This is a genomic window from Enterococcus sp. C63, assembly GCF_040887215.1.
Classification (GTDB): Bacteria; Bacillota; Bacilli; order Lactobacillales; family Enterococcaceae; genus Enterococcus_B; species Enterococcus_B hirae.
This window is the reverse complement of sequence record NZ_JBFOFI010000001.1, coordinates 154384-173821: the sequence shown is the minus strand read 5'-3', so window position 1 is coordinate 173821 and position 19438 is coordinate 154384. Positions and strand designations below refer to the sequence as shown.

At 39.5% G+C, this 19438-nt stretch carries 20 protein-coding genes; all 20 read right to left on the bottom strand.

The annotated features are described in order from the left end of the window. Positions 1-39: 39 nt before the first annotated feature. The 20 genes from AB3H90_RS00765 to AB3H90_RS00670 all read right to left on the bottom strand — a co-directional run bounded on the left by AB3H90_RS00765 (position 40) and on the right by AB3H90_RS00670 (position 19342). Positions 40-213, bottom strand: coding sequence for a hypothetical protein (locus AB3H90_RS00765; protein ID WP_010719204.1), 174 nt, complete (start codon positions 211-213; stop codon positions 40-42). Positions 214-935: 722 nt separating this feature from the next. Beyond that, positions 936-1844: a LysR family transcriptional regulator gene (locus AB3H90_RS00760; protein ID WP_368015945.1), complete on the bottom strand. Its 909-nt coding sequence runs from the start codon at positions 1842-1844 to the stop codon at positions 936-938. Continuing rightward, positions 1841-2545: a carbonic anhydrase family protein gene (locus AB3H90_RS00755; RefSeq protein WP_053766052.1), complete on the bottom strand. Its 705-nt coding sequence runs from the start codon at positions 2543-2545 to the stop codon at positions 1841-1843. The genes AB3H90_RS00760 and AB3H90_RS00755 overlap by 4 nt, the downstream gene beginning before the upstream one ends. A 31-nt stretch (positions 2546-2576) precedes the next feature. After that, positions 2577-3218, bottom strand: coding sequence for a YfbR-like 5'-deoxynucleotidase (locus AB3H90_RS00750; RefSeq protein WP_010719207.1), 642 nt, complete (start codon positions 3216-3218; stop codon positions 2577-2579). Between the two features lie 461 nt (positions 3219-3679). Then, positions 3680-4330, bottom strand: a complete 651-nt coding sequence (gene pyrE / locus AB3H90_RS00745) for an orotate phosphoribosyltransferase (RefSeq protein ID WP_164445105.1) — start codon at positions 4328-4330, stop codon at positions 3680-3682. Then, positions 4312-5028, bottom strand: a complete 717-nt coding sequence (gene pyrF / locus AB3H90_RS00740; RefSeq protein WP_160231745.1) for an orotidine-5'-phosphate decarboxylase — start codon at positions 5026-5028, stop codon at positions 4312-4314. Before pyrF ends, pyrE begins: the two co-directional genes overlap by 19 nt. After that, a complete protein-coding gene (locus tag AB3H90_RS00735) occupies positions 5025-5954 on the bottom strand; it encodes a dihydroorotate dehydrogenase (RefSeq protein WP_034697879.1) in 930 nt (309 codons plus the stop codon). The genes pyrF and AB3H90_RS00735 overlap by 4 nt, the downstream gene beginning before the upstream one ends. Further along, the gene (locus tag AB3H90_RS00730; protein ID WP_096710369.1) at positions 5951-6727 is read right to left on the bottom strand and encodes a dihydroorotate dehydrogenase electron transfer subunit; all 777 of its coding nucleotides are present in this window, start codon (positions 6725-6727) and stop codon (positions 5951-5953) included. Before AB3H90_RS00730 ends, AB3H90_RS00735 begins: the two co-directional genes overlap by 4 nt. Positions 6728-6904: 177 nt before the next feature. Next, positions 6905-10090 carry a carbamoyl-phosphate synthase large subunit gene (gene carB, locus AB3H90_RS00725; RefSeq protein WP_368015944.1) on the bottom strand — a complete coding sequence of 1062 codons (3186 nt, stop codon included), beginning with the start codon at positions 10088-10090 and terminating at the stop codon, positions 6905-6907. A 2-nt stretch (positions 10091-10092) separates the two neighbouring features. Next, positions 10093-11169 carry a carbamoyl phosphate synthase small subunit gene (locus AB3H90_RS00720; protein WP_368015943.1) on the bottom strand — a complete coding sequence of 359 codons (1077 nt, stop codon included), beginning with the start codon at positions 11167-11169 and terminating at the stop codon, positions 10093-10095. Between the two features lie 5 nt (positions 11170-11174). Beyond that, the gene (locus AB3H90_RS00715) at positions 11175-12455 is read right to left on the bottom strand and encodes a dihydroorotase (protein ID WP_368015942.1); all 1281 of its coding nucleotides are present in this window, start codon (positions 12453-12455) and stop codon (positions 11175-11177) included. 18 nt (positions 12456-12473) lie between these two features. Further along, on the bottom strand, positions 12474-13400 hold the full coding sequence (locus tag AB3H90_RS00710; RefSeq protein WP_010719215.1) for an aspartate carbamoyltransferase catalytic subunit: 927 nt from the start codon (positions 13398-13400) through the stop codon (positions 12474-12476). 12 nt (positions 13401-13412) lie between these two features. Next, positions 13413-14696: a solute carrier family 23 protein gene (locus tag AB3H90_RS00705; protein WP_368015941.1), complete on the bottom strand. Its 1284-nt coding sequence runs from the start codon at positions 14694-14696 to the stop codon at positions 13413-13415. A 13-nt stretch (positions 14697-14709) separates the two neighbouring features. Continuing rightward, on the bottom strand, positions 14710-15249 hold the full coding sequence (pyrR, locus tag AB3H90_RS00700; protein ID WP_010719217.1) for a bifunctional pyr operon transcriptional regulator/uracil phosphoribosyltransferase PyrR: 540 nt from the start codon (positions 15247-15249) through the stop codon (positions 14710-14712). A 238-nt stretch (positions 15250-15487) separates the two neighbouring features. Beyond that, complete coding sequence (locus AB3H90_RS00695; protein WP_010719218.1) at positions 15488-16399, bottom strand: RluA family pseudouridine synthase; 912 nt, start codon at positions 16397-16399, stop codon at positions 15488-15490. Then, entirely contained in the window at positions 16396-16860 is a 465-nt protein-coding gene (gene lspA / locus AB3H90_RS00690; RefSeq protein ID WP_010737534.1) for a signal peptidase II, read from the bottom strand. Before lspA ends, AB3H90_RS00695 begins: the two co-directional genes overlap by 4 nt. A 4-nt stretch (positions 16861-16864) precedes the next feature. Further along, positions 16865-17563, bottom strand: coding sequence for a CBS domain-containing protein (locus tag AB3H90_RS00685; protein ID WP_010719220.1), 699 nt, complete (start codon positions 17561-17563; stop codon positions 16865-16867). Next, positions 17550-17936 (bottom strand): hypothetical protein, encoded by a 387-nt coding sequence (locus tag AB3H90_RS00680; RefSeq protein WP_368015940.1) that lies wholly within the window; start codon positions 17934-17936, stop codon positions 17550-17552. Before AB3H90_RS00680 ends, AB3H90_RS00685 begins: the two co-directional genes overlap by 14 nt. A 357-nt stretch (positions 17937-18293) precedes the next feature. Next, positions 18294-18527, bottom strand: coding sequence for a CPBP family glutamic-type intramembrane protease (locus AB3H90_RS00675; protein WP_368016119.1), 234 nt, complete (start codon positions 18525-18527; stop codon positions 18294-18296). Positions 18528-18889: 362 nt separating this feature from the next. After that, complete coding sequence (locus AB3H90_RS00670; protein ID WP_081129041.1) at positions 18890-19342, bottom strand: LMxysn_1693 family intestinal colonization protein; 453 nt, start codon at positions 19340-19342, stop codon at positions 18890-18892. Between the last annotated feature and the right edge of the window lie 96 nt (positions 19343-19438).

Genomic DNA, 19438 nt, shown 5'->3' with positions numbered 1-19438 from the left:
TGTACCCAACGATAGAGTGCACATAGAGACGCTTCACTTTTAATAGATATTTACCTTAGCTACTACATTTTTATCTAAAAGAGTTAATTCTTGGCTACTATCTGCCACAGTAGATGGTTCATTTATTGTAGAAGCATATCCAGAGATTGTGCTTTCAGATACGCTAATTCCAATAGTTAAAATATCTAAAGATAAGATAAACTTATTTTTCATTTTCTATTACCTCGAAATCCAAAAAACAGAAAGCGCTTTCTGAATAAATCATAACAGAGAAATCAAATTATATATATAAAAGTCATAAAAAATAGTTTTCATGTCATAATCGTTCATTTTTTCTGTATTGTCCTTTATTTATAAAAAATTATTTCCACATCCACAGTCAATAAGAACAACGAAATTCAATTCATTTTAGGATATAGATTAAGGTGTTGATATAAAAACTCGAAATTTTTTGCATACAAATAATTTACAATTGTTATTATATTTTATAAAGGTAATTTATAAATTTATTCATTGTTCATTTGTACAGGTTGATCGTATTTTACAAATCAATCAACTAGATAAATTACTATAAGGAGTAGCGAGAGATAATTTAGTGATAGATATCTAAAAAGATACCATGAAAAATTGGTTTAGTTAAACAATTACGGAGGAGTAAATATTAGCGATTATGACGTAAAACACATATTTTATGAAATTTTTTTACATAACTTAAAGTATATAATATATCAGAATAAGAAAACGTTTTTTTGTTGAAAGTGCTATCTAACACCTTTTAAGGAAACTTAAATAATGTGAAGAAAAAAATATTATTTGGTATTTATTTTGTCTCATTGTCTTTCAAAACACAAAAAAAATCTGAGACAGAATGAGGTTCATTCTGACCCAGATTTGATTTTACACCACTCATCAGCCCTTATTGACAAAGAGCTTTTTCAATTTGTTTTGATCTGACTTAGTAAAACGGTTAGACTTTCCATGAATTTTTGTGCAATTTCGCTTAATTGGCGCTTAGCAGAATAAATCACATACAATTCATTTTGGGGACTATTTGCCAATGGAATCAAACGTAAATACTCTTTGATCTCACCAATGACCAGCCCAGAACCTGAAGCATAAGCATCTGTTTCTAACAAGATATTCATCAATGTTCCCCGATCACTCGTATAGATCACCGTTTCTTGATCAGGACTTTCAATCAAGTCTTCATAAAAATAAGGAAAATTATTGCCATCTTGTGTAAATCTCACTTGCGGATAAGGAAGTAATTCTTCTTTAAAGATTTCTTTCTTTTCACTAAGCGGATGTCCTTGACGTAAAAAAATGTGCGTTTGAAATTCTCCTAATGAATGGGCAACTAGCTCCCCTTGCTCTAAGTAGCGCTTGATCCCCGCTTGATTGTGTTCATTCATATAAAGAATCCCAATCTCACTATGTTGATCCTTCACTTCTTCAATCACATTAGCAGTCGTTGTTTCAATGATTCGAAACTGTTTGATCTCACTTTTGAAAGAAGAGATCAACTTTGCTGTTAAAGGACCTAAGAAATCATAATGTTGCGAAGCAATTGAAAAGCTTTCACGCTTCTCATTCGTCAAATAATAATTTTCTAATGACTCTAACTGTAAGAGAATCCGTTCCGCTCTTTTTAAAAACTCTTGTCCTTCCTCGGTCAGATACGCCCCTCGATTCGTTCGAGTGAACAGCGTGATCCCTAACTCGGTTTCTAATTCTTTGATTCCTGCGGAAAGACTTGGTTGTGCGACATAGAGTTTTTTAGCTGCTTCTCTGAAACTCCCATTGTTCGCTACAGCAATTACATATTTTAATTGTTGGAAGTTCACTGATGATCCCTCACAAAATAACTGATTGGACGATTTTTCAACGGTTGGAGCGGACGGTTGTTTGGTTGTGCATACTGTCCTTTAAAAGGAATCAAGAAATCTTTATTTAGTTTTTGCACTTGATCCATGACAAACCATTGGATTGGTCCACTCGTTGGTGGCGTAGTTAAAGAGCCGACATAATGGTAATGGCTTTTTTGTTCAGGAAAAAGAACCAATGGATTGGTCCAATGTTCATGTTTTTCTACATCCCAACTATCGCCGTTGTCCCGATCATACAACCAACCTTCATCCGTCGTTAGCTGAAACATCACACCAACAACTAAATTTTCTTTTTTGGCATTCATATGAACAAAGTGGAACTCGATATCTTCTTGATTCCCATTGATCAGATGTTCAGAAGGCATATGAAAATGGATATCTGTGAGATAATATTTCTGACCTTTAAATTCGACATAACTAAGCTGATCATAAGGAACCAAGTGGATCGTATTTTTAAATTCTTTATCTGTAAACCGTTGCTTCTGATAATGAAAAGCAATGGTATCTGATTGATCCTTCGCTGGTTCACAAGTGGTCAATGGAATGGGCGACTGCAATTCAAACGCCGCACCTTTAGCAAACCAGTCGCATAATTCAGCCCAATGTTCTGGTCCTCTTTCTCCCGTATATCCCCATTCAACATCCATATTCTTTTTCACTTTTATTCCTCCTGCATCTTTGCAAAATTTTCTATTGTTGACTGTTTTTAACGATCGTGGAAACAGTCGCTAAAAAGTCTTCTTTCCCATAAAATTCTTGATTCAGTAATTCAGGGAAAATCTCGTTGAAGAAATACTTGACAGAAGGACGATGCTCAAACCCTTTGATCGTAGTTACCGCTTCAATAAACATCTCTTTATATACTTTTTCTGGATTGTTCTTGATGATCTCTTCAAATGATTCATACAATAGATCGACTTTATCAGAGATTGCTAATAACTCACCTTCCACTGTGTCATCTTTTCCTTCAAACAATCGCCGGCGGTATACTTCTTGAAACTCTTCCGGAATCTCTTGGTTGATGAACTCATCCGTCATCTTTTCTTCAACTGTTTGTAACATTCCCCGTAACTCTTTATTTGCATACTTGACCGGTGTTTTGATATCCCCGATAAAACGTTCTGTGTAATCGTGATTTAACGCTTTTTCATAAAGTAATTTCCAATCGATCGCTTGACCATGAACCTCTTCAATGTCACCTAAGACTTGAGCAATCGAAGCCACTCGATAAGAATGAGCGGCTACCGTATGTTCAGTAAATTTAAAGAACCCTGGCGCTCGTGTAATTTTTTCCAAATTATTCAAACCTAAAATAAATTCATTCAATCCCATAAAATAGCCTCCCTTTTACTTTTCCGATGATTTTATCATTAAATAACTATCTTTCGCAAACATCCCGTTTGTAAATCAACGAAAAATTAATTTTTTTGATGAGAATCATGCCATTCTTGCTATAAAAAAATAGAAACCAGAAAAACAACTCTAGTTTCCATCAAAATAATCATAAGATTCAAAACCAACTCTGTGTAAGCTCCTCGCCTTAAAAACGACAAGCGAAGCACAGCAACTATTAGTTCAGAAACATTCAAAACAACATAGCTCTAAAACCTCGCAGAAATTTTTTTCTTACGAAATTTCGTAATCGCGCTACTCGTCCATAGCAAAACTTTCGTCTTGGATGCTTCCTTTGTTTCATTCAGTTGTTTTGTTTGATCCTAGTATACCATGGATTTTGTTCAACGAAAGCCCTTTTTCATGAGTCCTTTGTTTTTGTTCCATCTTCGTTTTCTTCGTTACTGTTTTAACCAGTCCGCTGGATTCTTTTTCCATTCTTTTAACAAGGCTAATTCCGCTTCATCAATATATTTTTCGGCTAACGCTGTTTCGATCAAGACAGAATAATTCGTGAGAGTAAATAGTGGTAACTCTGCTTTGGCAAAATTTTCTTCACCTGCTGGTAGTTCATACGTAAAGATCGCTGCTACACCTAATACATTAGCGCCTTCTCTTTTGGCTGCTTCCGTTGCTTCTAAAACGCTTTGGCCTGTCGAGATCAAGTCTTCGATCACAACCATTTTTTGACCTTCAAAAATCCGTCCTTCGATTTGATTGCCTTTACCGTGATCTTTCGCTTTACTACGGATATAAACCATAGGCAAGTCCAAGATTTCTGCCACCCATGCCGCATGGGGGATTCCTGCTGTTGCTGTACCAGCAATGACTTCCACGTCAGGGAATGCTTGTTTGATTTTTTCTGCTAACCCTTGAGCAATTGCTTTTCTGACTTTTGGATAACTCATCGTGATGCGGTTGTCACAATAAATCGGGCTTTTTAGTCCACTTGCCCACGTGAATGGTTCATTTGGGCTTAAGAAAACCGCTTCAATAGCTAACAAATCTTTGGCAATGTTCTTTTCAATCGTATTCAAATTGATCGACTCCATTCTTCTTTGATTGTTTGATAGGCTTGGTAGGGATCTTTCGCTTGAGTGATTGGTCGTCCAACCACGATAAACGTTGAACCAATTCCTCGAGCTTGGGCAGGCGTGACGATCCTCGTTTGATCACCTGCGACGCTTCCTTCTGGTCTGATACCCGGAGAAAGACAAATGAAATCTTGACGGGTGGCTGCTTTGATGCCACTCACTTCTAAGGCAGAAGAAACAACGCCATCCAGTCCAGCAGCTTCGGCACATTTCGCATAATGGATCACACTTTCTTCTAAGGGAACTTGGATCAATTGATCATGATGCATATCCGCTTCACTCGTTGAAGTAAGCTGAGTGATCGCTAACAACAATGGGCGTTTTTTGCCAACAGGCGTTCCTTCTTCTAGCCCACGTAGTGCCGCTTGCATCATTTTGATTCCGCCAGCTGCATGGACACAAGTGATATCCACGCCTAGTTTTGCTAACCCACGCATGGCTTTTTCCACCGTATTAGGGATATCATGAAGTTTCAAGTCTAAAAATACTTCATGTCCGGCATCTTTCAACCAACGAACAATAATCGGTCCTTCCTGATAAAATAATTCCATTCCGATTTTTACAAATAATTTTTCCTCTTCAGGGAATAGTTGCATAAATTGTTCCACTTCTTGCCACGTCGAAAAGTCTAAAGCAATAATTGGTCGTTGGTTCATTTCATTCGTTCCTCTCTTACTTCTTTGATTAGTTGTTGGAGGGATTCGATCCCTAATTCTGCCATTCGTACAGGTAGTTCTTCAATCAGTTTCGGACAAATGTACGGATCCGTAAAATTAGCTGTTCCTACTGCCACGGCACTGGCTCCTGCCATGAACATCTCTAAGACATCGTCAACGGTTTGGACACCGCCCATACCAATGATCGGTAACTCGGAAACAGCGGCGACTTGATGGATCAAGCGAATCGCCACTGGTTTGATCGCAGGACCAGAAAGACCGCCTGTCTGGTTGGCTAAAATAGGTTGACGTGTTTTCAGATCAATCCGCATACCAAGTAGTGTATTGATCATCGTAAAGCCATCTGCCCCACCGCTTTCGATTGCTTGTGCGATAGGTACAATATCCGTCACATTAGGGGAAAGTTTCACATAAACTGGTACACTTGCAACCTTTTTGACAGCTTGTGTCAATTGAAAGGCAACGTCTGGGTCTGTCCCAAAGGCAATGCCGCCATGTTTGACATTCGGGCAAGAAATATTCAACTCGATCGCTTTGACATTCGGCGCTTCTCCAATTTTACGACAAACCTCGACATAGTCTTCTTCACAGGCACCAGCGACATTCGCAATGATAGGTAAATCTGGATAGACAGCTAATTCTGGTAACAGTTCATTCATGACAACTTCCAGACCGGGATTTTGCAATCCGATCGCATTCAACATACCGGAGGGTGTTTCCGCCACACGTGGGGTGGGATTACCAAACCTTGCATGCGGCGTTGTCGCCTTGACCATGATCGACCCTAATTGATTCAAATCGTAATATTTCCCATATTCTTTTCCAAATCCAAAGCATCCACTGGCTGGCATGATCGGATTTTTCAATTCCAAACCTGGGAGCTTAACTGCTAAGGGATTACTCATAAGACAACCTCTCCTACTTTAAAAATTGGCCCCTCGTCACAAACCTTGACACTTTTTGTTCCAGTTTCATCATCCGGTCGATGACAAACGCACGCATAACAAGCACCGATACCGCAAGCCATTCGTGATTCTAAGGACAATTGGACATTTGGATGATCCACAAAAAGTTGTTCGACTGTTTTTAAGAGACCATTTGCACCACAAGCAAAGACAGCTTTTGGTTGCTTATGAGTACTCATTAGCAGATTCCCGACGTTTCCATGGATCCCATAAGTACCATCATCCGTCGCTACTCTGGTTTCACCTAATTCATGAAACTTTGCTTCATGGTACATGACTTCTTTTGATGCAAATCCTAAAAAATTATTCACTTTTATGCCACGTGTAGTCAGTTGTTTGGCTAATTCATATAAAGGCGGAATACCAATACCTCCCCCTACGATGAACACTTCCTCTCCTGCGGACAATCCAGTTAGGTCAAAACCATTGCCTAATGGCCCTAAAACGTCTAAAGAATCGCCAGCCTTCAACGTAGAAAATTCTTTCGTTCCTTCACCTTCGATTCGATAGATGATCTGGCAAGTGTAGTTTTGTTGATCAATCGAATGGATACTGATGGGGCGGCGTAAAAGCAAATCTGCTCTAGGTACTCGAATATGCAAAAACTGCCCAGGTATTAACATTTCTTTGACCAATTCTCCTTTTAAAGTCAATTCATAAATACGTGGTGCTAGTTGTGTTTGTTGAATGATTGTCATGACTTCTTGCTTCATATCTGCTCTCCTCTTTGGGATTTTTCATTGCCAAACATCTCGACAAAAGTGATCCTTTCAACCGATGTCAGTAACAAGGCGAACGAAAATGATCACTTTTATCTCTGTTTAGGTGCCTACAAGCTATTTTAACTATTACTTAATCGTTATAGGAACTGTCACTTTAGAACATGCTGATCAAATCGCTTGTGTCGAAAAAGCTCGAGACTCCATTACCCGAATGATCGCATCCGCTGTATCTAATGAAGTAAATAAAGGAATACCATGTTCAACTGCTTCTCGGCGAATGATAAATCCGTCTTTCGAGGCATTTCCTCGATCTTTATCGATGGTATTAACAACGACCTGTGCTTTTCCTTCTCGAATCAACTCAACAACATTTTTTTCCGTTGCTTTTTCAGAGATTTTAGCAACAGGCGTGACGATCAGCCCATTTTTTTCAAAATAAGCTGCCGTATGCTTGGTAGCTAATAGGCTGTAACCAATTTCTGAAAAACGTTTAGCTAGCGCTAACGCTTCTTCTTTATTTTCATCAGCGATCGTGAACAAGACGGCACCATAATCTGGCAGGCGTAGACCTGATGCTTCAAACGCTTTGTATAATGCTTTATCTAAGTTTTGATCAGAGCCCATGACTTCTCCAGTAGATTTCATTTCAGGACCTAAGTAGGTATCCACTTGTTGCAATTTAGTAAACGAGAACACAGGAGCTTTCACATGGACAGCGTTTGATTCTGGATATAAGCCATTCGTAAAGCCTAAGTCACTTAACTTTTCACCTAAGATCGCTTTTGTGGCGATTTGAGCCATCGGTATTCCTGTAACTTTACTTAAAAACGGAACCGTTCGACTTGCACGAGGATTGACTTCGATCACGTAAACTTGATTGTCGTGGATCACGAATTGGATATTCATCATACCGATACAGTTTAAACCACGAGCTAAGCGAATCGTATAGTCTTCAATGGTTTGTTTGATCTCTGCTGAGAGTGCTTGTGGCGGATAAACAGCCATGGAATCCCCCGAATGGACCCCTGCACGTTCAATGTGTTCCATGATTCCAGGGATTAGAACTGTTTCCCCATCACAAATGGCATCTACTTCACATTCACTTCCAAGCAAATAACGGTCAATCAAAACAGGATGTTCTGGGGAAGCTTTCACTGCATGTTCCATATAATCTTCCAAATCTTGTTGATTTTCAACGATTTCCATTGCTCGACCGCCCAAGACATAACTTGGTCTGACAAGAACAGGATAACCGATTTTTGAAGCGATTCCTACTGCTTCTTCTTTACTAGTTGCAGTATCACCTAGTGGTTGAGGTACTTCCAGGCTTCTTAACGCTTGTTCAAATAAATCACGGTTTTCAGCTCGATCTAGATCTTCAATTGTAGTACCTAAAATTTTGACGCCCGCTTGAACTAACGGCTCCGCTAAATTGATAGCTGTCTGACCACCAAACTGGACGATTACCCCAATCGGTTGTTCAAGTTCAATGACATTCATCACATCTTCAAAAGTCAATGGTTCAAAGTACAGTTTATCAGAGATCGAGAAATCGGTTGAAACTGTTTCTGGATTGCTATTCATGATAATGGCTTCATAACCTGCTTGTTGGATCGCTTTAACTGAATGGACCGTTGCATAGTCAAACTCGACCCCTTGACCGATTCGAATGGGTCCAGAGCCTAAGACAAGAACAGAATCTTTTTCGGATCGTTCACTTTCATTTTCAACTTCGTATGAGCTGTAAAAATAAGGCGTCTGTGAAGCAAATTCAGCCGCACACGTATCGACCATTTTGTATACGGGTTTGATGTCGGATTTTTCACGGAGCTCTCTGATCTGCTTTGCTTCAGTTTTCCACAGTTCAGCAATCTTTTGATCCGTAAACCCGTTTTGTTTCACAGTGCGTAAGACGTTTTCATCCTGCGGGTGTTCCAACAGTTCAGTTTCTAGTTCAACGATATGGAGCAACTTGTCTAAAAAGAACAAATCGATCTTTGTCAACTCCGCCAATTCTTCAATTGGATAGCCGCGGCGAATCGCCTCTGCGACATAGAATAAGCGATCATCTTGGGCACGGACGACTTTTTCGATCAGTTCACTATCATCGATCATGTTTAGTTCTGGTAGTTCCAAATGGTGTGTCCCGATCTCTAAAGAGCGGACAGCTTTTAATAGGGATTCTTCAATGTTACGACCAATCGCCATTACTTCGCCAGTTGCTTTCATTTGAGTTCCTAAAACTCGTTCCCCATTCTCAAATTTATCGAATGGCCAACGAGGAATCTTAGCAACGACGTAGTCCAAAGCTGGTTCAAATTCTGCATAAGTCGTTCCAGTTACCGGATTCTTCATTTCATCAAGTGTTAGACCTAAAGCGATCTTAGCCGCTAATTTTGCAATCGGGTAACCAGTTGCTTTACTTGCTAAAGCAGAAGAGCGTGAAACACGTGGGTTAACTTCGATCACATAATAATTGAAGCTATGTGGATCAAGTGCAAGTTGGACATTGCAGCCGCCTTCGATTTTCAATGCACGAATAATCGCTAATGATGCATCACGCAACAGCTGGTATTCATGATCTGAAAGGGTCTGACTTGGGGCGAAGACGATCGAATCGCCTGTGTGGATACCCACTGGGTCAAAATTTTCCATGTTACAAACAACAATGGCATTATCAGCCGAGTCACGCATAACTTCGTATTCAATTTCTTTGAATCCTGCAATACTACGTTCGATCAAACATTGGGTCACTGGAGAAAGGCTCAGACCATTTTCTGCGATCACTCGAAGTTCTTCTTCATTTTTACACATTCCACCACCCGTTCCACCTAATGTGAAAGCGGGACGAACGATGATTGGATAGCCAATTTTATTAGCAAATTCGACTGCTTCTTCAACAGTTGTGACGATTTCAGATTCGGGGATTGGTTGATTCAGTTCTTCCATCAACTTTTTAAATAAATCACGATCCTCTGCTTGATCGATAGCAGATAATTTTGTTCCTAACAGCTCAATGCCTAGTTCATCTAAAATACCAGATTCTGCTAGTTCCATTGCCATGTTCAATCCCGTTTGTCCGCCTAAAGTCGGTAACAAAGCATCAGGACGTTCTTTTCGCAAGATCCTTGAAACAAATTCTAGTGTGATCGGTTCGATATACACTTGATCGGCAATTTCTTGATCAGTCATGATCGTTGCGGGATTGGAATTTACTAAAACGACCTCATATCCTTCTTCTTTCAAAGCAAGGCAAGCTTGGGTTCCGGCATAGTCAAATTCCGCCGCTTGACCAATGATGATCGGACCTGATCCAATCACCATAATTTTTTTGATATCTGTACGTTTTGGCATGTTTATTTCTCCTCTCCTGCATCCATCATTTCCATAAATTCATCAAATAAATGAAGCGCATCATGTGGACCGGGAGCTGCATCAGGATGGAATTGGACGCTAAACGCTGGATAATGGCGATGTCTAATTCCTTCCACAGTCCCATCATTTACTTCTACATGGGTGATCAGCAACTGATCTGGATCAACTGTTTTTTCATCCACAGCATAGCCGTGATTTTGAGAAGTAAAATCGATCCTTCCAGTCGCGATTTCTCGGACAGGATGATTCAAGCCACGATGACCAAATTTCATTTTATAGGTATCCGCACCATTAGCTAAGGCAAACAATTGATGCCCTAAACAGATCCCGAAAATTGGTATTTTCCCTTGGATTTCTCGAATCATTTCAATAGCTTCTGGTACGTCTTTTGGATCTCCTGGTCCATTCGTCAGCATGACGCCATCTGGTGATAGGGAAAGAATTGTTTTTGCATCCGTATTATAAGGTAATACGGTTAAATTGCAGTTTCTTTTACTTAGTTCACGCAAAATACTATGTTTCAAACCAAAATCAATGACAGCCACATTTTTTCCAGTTCCAGGACTTGGATATGGTTTACTCGTTGAGACTTGTTGCACTTGGTTTGTAGCTAAAACGGTCGCTTTCAATTGGTCATAAGCATGTTCAAAGGAATCACCAGCATCCACGATACTCGCTTTCATCGTTCCAACTTGACGAATTTTTCGTGTCAATGCCCGAGTATCAACCCCTGAAATTCCAGGGATACCTTTTCGTTTCAAAAACTCGTCCAATGTCATTTGACTCCGCCAATTAGAAGCCACTCTCGCATGTTCTTTGACGACTACGCCCTTGCAAGTTGGTGCGATGGATTCATAATCATCACGGTTGACACCGTAATTTCCCACCATCGGATACGTAAAGGTAATGATTTGCCCATTGAAACTTTGGTCTGTGATCGTTTCTTGATAGCCTGTCATGCTGGTAGTAAACACGATCTCGCCAAACACATTATTATTCGCTCCAAATGCTTTTCCTTTAAAAACTGTCCCATCTTCTAAAATCAATAATCGTTCCATTTGCTTCACTCCCCTTTGTGCCACGCCAATTTTCCATCAACGAATGTTCCTAATGTTTCGCCCTTGACGTTCCATCCAATAAAAGGTGTGTTTTCGCCTTTTGATAAGAAATCTTTCTTATCGATTGTACTTGAGTGTTCAATATCGAAAATAGCTACGTCAGCTGGTGCCCCAACTGTCAATGTCCCAACCTCTAACTGGAAGATTTCCGCTGGCTTGGTAGCCATCCAGTTGATCACTTGTTCGAGTGTGAAACGATTGGTTTCAACAAAGTGCGTATAAATCAGTTGGAAAGCTGTCTCACTTCCTACGATCCCAAATGGTGATTCTAAGAAACTTTTGCTTTTTTCTTCTAATCCGTGTGGCGCATGGTCAGTCGCAATACAATCAATCGTTCCATCAAGAAGTCCTTCGATCAATGCTTCTCGATCTTCCTTTCCTCTTAATGGGGGATTCATTTTCCAAAAGCCGAAGTCTTCGGGGATATCTTCATCAATCAAGATCAAATGATGGGGAGAAACCTCTGCTGTAACGTGGATACCCGCTTTTTTGGCATCACGAATGACCCGCACGCTTTCCTTGGTAGAAACGTGACAGACGTGATAGTGCACACCTGTTGCTTCAGCTAAAAGGAGATCCCGTGCGATTTGTGAGGATTCAGTTACACTTAAAATACCTGGCAAACCTAGTTCTTTTGCTTTATCACCAGCATGCATCACTCCACCGAATAGTAATGATTCATCTTCCGTATGTGCTACCAGTGCTTTGTTATTTTTTGCTGCTTCTTTCATGGCTTGATACATCGTTCCTGCGGTCTGAACACCCACGCCATCATTCGTAAATGCAAAAGCTCCTGCTTTAATCATCGCTTCTTGATCCACTAAGACTTCACTTCGAAGATTTTCAGTGATCGGTGCATATTGCAAGACTTTGACCACTGCATCTCGTTTGATCAAGTCATAGACCTGTTCTAATTTTTCCGGGGTATCAGGTACAGGGTTCAGATTAGGCATGGCACAAACAGTTGTAAAGCCGCCTCTTGCTGCTGCTTTAGTACCAGCTGCAATCGTCTCCTTGTATGTAAATCCTGGCTCTCTTAAATGGACATGGACGTCCACTAAACCAGGTGTGATCAGTTGTCCTTTGGCATCAAACACTTCATCAAATTCAGCCTCGGAAAATCCTTCGCCGATTGCTTTGATTTTTCCGTTATCGATCCAAATTTCTGCAGGTGTTGTTTCATTCTTTCGTGTATTGATTTGACCGTTTTTAATGAGTGTTTTCATCTTTTCTTCCTCCTAGCTTTACGCTTTTCCGTTTAGTACTGCTTCTAAGATCGCCATTCTAACAAAGACGCCATTGCTCATTTGCTGTACGATTCGTGATTGTAGTCCTTCCACAAGGGAGTCAGCTAATTCGACATCACGATTGACTGGCGCTGGGTGCATGATGATCGCATGCTTTTGTAATTTCTTCGCACGTTCGACTGTTAATCCATACTCTTGGTGATAGGCTTCTTTTGAAAAACTTTCTTTCCCATCATGACGTTCATGTTGTACGCGAAGCATCATCATGACATCCACTTGTTCTAATAATTCATCTAATGGCAGGTAGTGCCCATAGACTTCAAATTCTTCATCGTACCATTCGCGTGGACCTGAAAAGAAGACTTGTGCTCCTAATCGTTTCAGCATTTGCATGTTTGATTTTGCTACTCGTGAGTGTGTGATATCCCCGACGATCGCTACTTTCAATCCCTCAAAGTAACCAAATTCTTCGTAGATCGTCATCAAATCAAGTAAGCATTGTGTTGGATGTTGGCCACTTCCGTCACCACCATTGATAATCGAGCATTGGATCGTTTTACTTTGGATCAATTCATCATAGTAATTTTCATCTCCATGGCGGATTACTGCAACATCCACACCGAGCGCAGACATCGTCAAGACCGTATCATAAAGGGTTTCCCCTTTTTGTACAGAACTCGTACTCGCTTCAAATTCAATCACTTCTAAGCCTAGTTTCTTTTCGGCTACATCGAAGCTCTTATGCGTACGAGTACTATTTTCAAAAAACAGATTCGTCGCAAAATATTGCGGTTTTTGTGGTGTCCAGTTTGCTCCTTGTTTAAACTCTTGACCTCGTCGGATCAAGCCCATGACTTCTTGATCCGTTAAAGCTTCCACTGTCAATAAATGTTTTAAACTAATGCGTTCTGATTTGATGATCATGATAGTTCCTCCTTATTTTTCTTCGCTACGTGAAGTTTCGGGTAAGATAAGATTCAGAATGATACCAAGTACAGTTGCTAAAGCCATTGCTGATAACGTGAAGGTGCCTACTTCAAAAACCAAGCCGCCGATTCCGACCACTAAGATCACTGAAGCAATCAACAGATTTTTCTTTTTATCAAAATCGATTTTATTTTCGATCAAAATCTTCATTCCACTCGCTGCGATCACTCCGAACAAGATAAAGCTGATTCCGGAAATTACGGGTCCGGGGATACTTAAGATCAAAGCGCTTAATTTGCCCACAAATCCTAAAATCACAGCGAAGACTGCTGCACCACCGATGACGAATACGCTGTGTACACGAGTGATTGCTAACACACCGATATTTTCTCCATAACTTGTAACTGGAGGGCCACCGACGAAAGCTGCGACGATCTGTGCTAAGCCATCTCCCATCAAGGTTTTGTGTAAACCTGGCTCTTCAAAGAAATTACGTTTGGTTAATTTATTCAAGACCATCAAGTGCCCAATGTGTTCCGTCATTGTGACGAATGCGATAGGTGCCATCGTCGTAATTGCCCCTAAGTAAAGCTTCGGCTCATATTGAACAAATGGAATCTCGAAGTTTGGTAAAGCGAACCAAGCAGCATCAACGATCGGCTTTGTATCGACTATTCCAAAGAGTAAAGCAACGAGGTAGCCGCAAATGATCCCTAATAAAATTGGAATAAGTCCTAAAAATCCTTTCAGCCACATATTGAAGAAAATTGTCAAGGCTAATGTGATCAGTGCCACGGCAATATATTTAAAATCATAGTTGCCTTGGTTGTACATTGCGTTCGTTGCAGCATTCGCTGCTAACCCTAGACCGATTACCATGATCACGGGACCAACGACAATCGGTGGTAAAATTTTGTCCAACCATGCTGAACCGATCTTTTTGATGATCCATGCGACGATCAAGTAAACAAGACCAGTTGTTACTGCTCCTTGAGCGATTGCAGGATATCCATCCGTCTTCATCAGCATTTGCATAGCTGCGATAAAGGCAAAGCTACTACCTAAGTAGGCTGGAATCTTTCCTTTAGTAGTAAAAAGATAAACTAATGTTCCTAATCCTGAGCTGACTAAGGCAATCCCTGGATCGATCCCCACTAAAATCGGCACAAGTACAGTAGCACCAAACATCGTAAAGAGATGTTGTAAACTTAAGCCGATCCAATGTCCTGTTTTTGGGCGATCGTGGATATCTAAAACCGCATCGTGATTATGGAATTTTTTTTGTTCTGACATATCAATTGCTCCTCTATTCTTCCTCTTTCAAAATCATGATTCGATCTTTGCCGTCAAGTTCTTGCATTTCGACTAAGATTTCTTCTGTTTTTGCTGTGGGAATGTTTTTCCCAACATAGTCTGCTCGAATCGGTAACTCCCGATGTCCCCTGTCTACTAAGACAGCCAGAGAAATTTTTCTAGGACGACCATAGTCCATTACTGCGTCCATCGCTGCTCGAATCGTTCGTCCAGTGTAAAGGACGTCATCGATCAAAATCACTTCTTTTCCTTCTAGTGAAACGGGAATATCTGAAGAATGAAGTTCTGCTTCAGCTGGTGTTTCTTTTTTATCATCACGATACAATGTGATGTCCAGCTCTCCGACCGGAACTTCGATGCCTTCTAGTTGCTTCAAACGATCGGCAACTCTTGATGCGATGTAAATGCCTCTTGTTTTTATCCCAATTAAGACAACATCTTGAATCGTCTGATTTCTTTCAATGATTTCATAAGTGATACGTGTCAATGCCCGCTTCATGGTTACTTGATCCACAACTTCTTTTGCTTGCATGTTTGTTTCCTCCTTTTTTATACACAAAAAAACTCCTGCCCTAAGAGGACAGGAGGAATGTCTAGACTGAGTGTACATTTAGATACACTGATAGTTATACTACGTCATTGAGTAATCGATGTTATGGCGCACCATAGCTCTCTTACCCACACCCTTCTTAGCCTCACGGGACTAAACTTAAAGGAACTGATATGAAGTTTTTATGCTTTCGTTGTTAAATACTATACCGTTATCTAAATCAAAATGCAACACTTTTCCTTAGTTTTTCTAAAGTTTTTTCAAAGATTGTTGGAAGTGGTGCTTCAAAGACCATTTCCTGACCTGTGATTGGATGGGTAAAGCCTAAGAGCTTCGCATGAAGAAATTGCCCATTTCCTTTCAATGTCTTACTTGGTCCGTAAACTGGGTCTCCAGCTAAAGGATAGCCTATATATTTCATATGCACACGGATCTGATGGGTCCTACCTGTTTCTAACGTCAACTCCACCAACGTAAAATCATTGAATCGTTCCAAGACATTAAAATGGGTCACAGCTGGTTTGCCATCTTCTCTGACTGCCTGCATTTTACGGTTCACTTTTGATCGGCCGATCGGTGCATTGATCGTTCCTTTTTCATGAGGAATCACTCCATGGACTAACGCTACGTATTTACGTAAAGAAGTTTTATCTTTTAATTGCTTGGCCAAAGATTCATGTGCTAAATCATTTTTCGCTACCATCAACAAACCTGAAGTATCTTTATCGATTCGATGAACGATCCCTGGACGGATCACACCATTGATCGACGAAAGGTCTTTTACATGATACATTAAAGCATTGACCATCGTACCATTCGGATGACCTGCTGAAGGATGGACGACCATGCCTTGTGGTTTGTTGACAACAGCAACCGCTTCGTCTTCATAAACGATTTCTAATGGAATGTCTTCTGCTTCAATTGAAAGGGTCTCTGGTTCTGGCACAGCGATCACGATTTCATCATTTTTCTTCACTTTATAATTTGCTTTCACCACTTGTCCGTTGACCGAAACGGCACCATCTTTGAGCCAAAGCTGGATTTGTGAACGACTATAATCGTTGAATAAACCTGTGAGTACTTTATCAATCCGTCCTGTTTCTGTTTGAATCGTTGCGTTTAATTCTGTCATTTTTTCCCTTGTTCCTTTTCATCTAAAATAATGTATATCAAAATAAGAATCACACCACAAACAAGTGTCATATCAGCTACATTGAAGATCGGAAAATTCATAAAATCTGTTTGGAACATATCGACGACATATCCCAGTCTTACACGATCAATAAAATTCCCAATAGCTCCTGCTAAAATAAAACTTAACCCTGTCAGCAACCATCGATTGCCCTGTTTACGATTCTTGACCATCAATGTCACGACAACAATGACAGCAATCACTGTGATTATGACGAAAAACCACATCTTCCCTTCAAGCATACTCCAAGCTGCCCCAGTATTGCGTATATGATTCAACGATAAGACACCTGGAATCAATGTCTTCGTTTCGCCTAAAGATAAATCATTGACGATCCACCATTTGACCCACTGATCAAGAGCCACTAATAATCCACTGATCATAAAATAAATTGCTAACAAAAAATCATTCCTTTTCTATTTGTTGATAAATATCTCTAGGTCTAATGATCCCCAGTAAGTTGCCGTCAGGATGACCATCTTTGGTAATCAGGACTGCTTCTAGAGTTCCTTGTTCCCGAAACATTGTTTCCACTTCATAAACATAAGTATGTTCAGCTACAAAACGATAATTCGTATATTTGCCATCACTAAAAATCAAATCAGCCGCTTTTTTATCTGTTAAATCAATGGTCCCTTTTTGACTTTCCTTTGCTAGCCAAAAACCAATGACCCGCAATGTCACAAGCGCTACGAATTTCCCTTTATTATACAAAGGAAACTGTGAGTATCGTTTTTTGGCAACCGTTCCTAACAAATCAAGTAAAGGAAGATCTCGTTCAAAACCTGTGACATGTTTCGCAAAGCGAGGTAAAACCTTTGCTGGACGAATCAAGTCTTCTTCAATCTGCTGGATCTTATTGACTGCCCAATCATTGGGTTCAGCAATCACAAAGTCCACAGCAATCCGATCGTGAACAATGGCATTTCGTAACTGCGCCAGCTGAAGCAAATCTTCTTCATATTGACGAATCACTGCTTTTTTGCGTTGGGCAAGTCGCCGAACTAACTCAGTAAATCCCATATTGCGGGCGTTACCCATTTCATCTCTCATCCATTTTTCGATCCGATTAAAACTACTTAAAAAAATATCAGAGTTTGCCATCTTTCTCCTCCTTGATTACATAGGCTTGGTTTTTGATGAAAAAAAAGAAGCCAATCATTACAAGTACCACGAACATACTATAAATTAGATTGTGTAACCACAATGCGCTTAATCCACTTCCTAAAAATAACAAGGGATAAATCTGCAACAATAAGAGATTCATTGTAATGACGTATCCTTTGGACGGATGCGTTATTGTATACATTGGACTTTTTAACCAATAAAACGAAACTTGCATTGTAAAAGGTGCTTCTAACTTAAGTAAAACCGATTGATTATGATTCAATTGTCCTTTTTTCTTTCCATTGATCCGCAGTTGGATCGGACTACCCATGCCATAAAAACCTGTTCGTCTTGTCACTCGTACGTCCATAACGCCCCTCCTCCTGATGCTTTCTTAGTATACCGTAAAATACCCGAACAAGAAAGTAGATGTCTCAAAGTGTTTGAGTTCCCTATATTTAACTAATTTATAGACATTTTTTGCTCAAATGCAGCGAGTACAGCAAAAGTAGCCAACCAGCAAAACTATTAGAAATCTGTTGTAACATCGTTTTCACTCCTTATATATCCATTAAAGATGTTCGATCGAAAATAAAAGGATGACACAACTATCCGTAATGAATAATTGTGTCATCCTTTTTTACTGTTTAGAAGTATTTTTTTCAATCTCACTTTTTGTAAATCTCCACTTGCTTTAACTACTTTATCGTTCATTGCTTTGCAACAACTAAGTAAAGAATAAAAAAAGAAATATACCCACACCATTATAAAAAACATGGGTCAATATGGAGTACCACACATTAGAAGTTTTTATATAAACGAATCCAAATAGAACGCCGCAGAAAAAAAGGTTGAAATTTCCTCCGTGTACGATTGAAAACAAGAATGAAGAGATTATGAGGAGAGAAGTCTTTGTTTTCCTGTCAGAATGTAAGCTGATTAGACTAAATCTAAAAATCATTTCTTCTAAAAATACACCGTACGTTGTAGCACTTATTATATATTTTTTCAATTCACTATTAGCTAAAGAATTTAGGGGTAAGCTATTTGTATCAGACAAAGCAGTATTAATGACAATAATACTAACGATACAAAAGACTGCTATAAATATGAGTTTCAGCCATTGTATTTCTACTAATGATTGATAGAGAAGCTGGTGGAACAACACCAAAAACATAAAACTTAGAATCAACGGAAACCAAGAAATCCAATCAAATATGAAATCATATTTAATTGGGATCCCTATATTTGGGATCATAAAATAAATAATAAAGTAACTCAAGCAAAGAATGAATTTCCAATGTTTCTTAGTATTCCTATGTATCATATTGCTACATAATCAATATATTGTGTATTTGCTGTAGCAGTTTGAGTACGAATATATTTATTGTCTACTTTACGATAAACTCGGTAAGTTACCGTTATTCTTGCATTTTGACGATACTTCTTGAATTTTCCGTTTACTGAGTATTCGTTCCCGATTTTAATATTCATTCCGAAGATCGTTGCACCAATTGATAATGTGGTTTTTCTATTGTGGGTTTCTGTACCCGAATATGTACGATTTCCTTTAGAAATACGCCAACTTTGAGGTTGTGACCAAGTTTTTGTCTGAATCGATGGTTCGTCTAATACATAGTACTCATCATCACTACAAATTGCTATGCCAGAACTATTCGTTTCATCGGCTAATACTGGAACACACGGAGTTACAGCAGTTCCTAAAGTCAAAAGTGACGTAGACACCAAAATTGTTCTAAATAAATACTTTTTCAAAAATTTGCACTCCTATTTTAGTATTAAAGAAAACGTTTTCTTCACAATGATTATAAATCATTTTATTTTAGACATATGATTGCTATCATAAAAAGC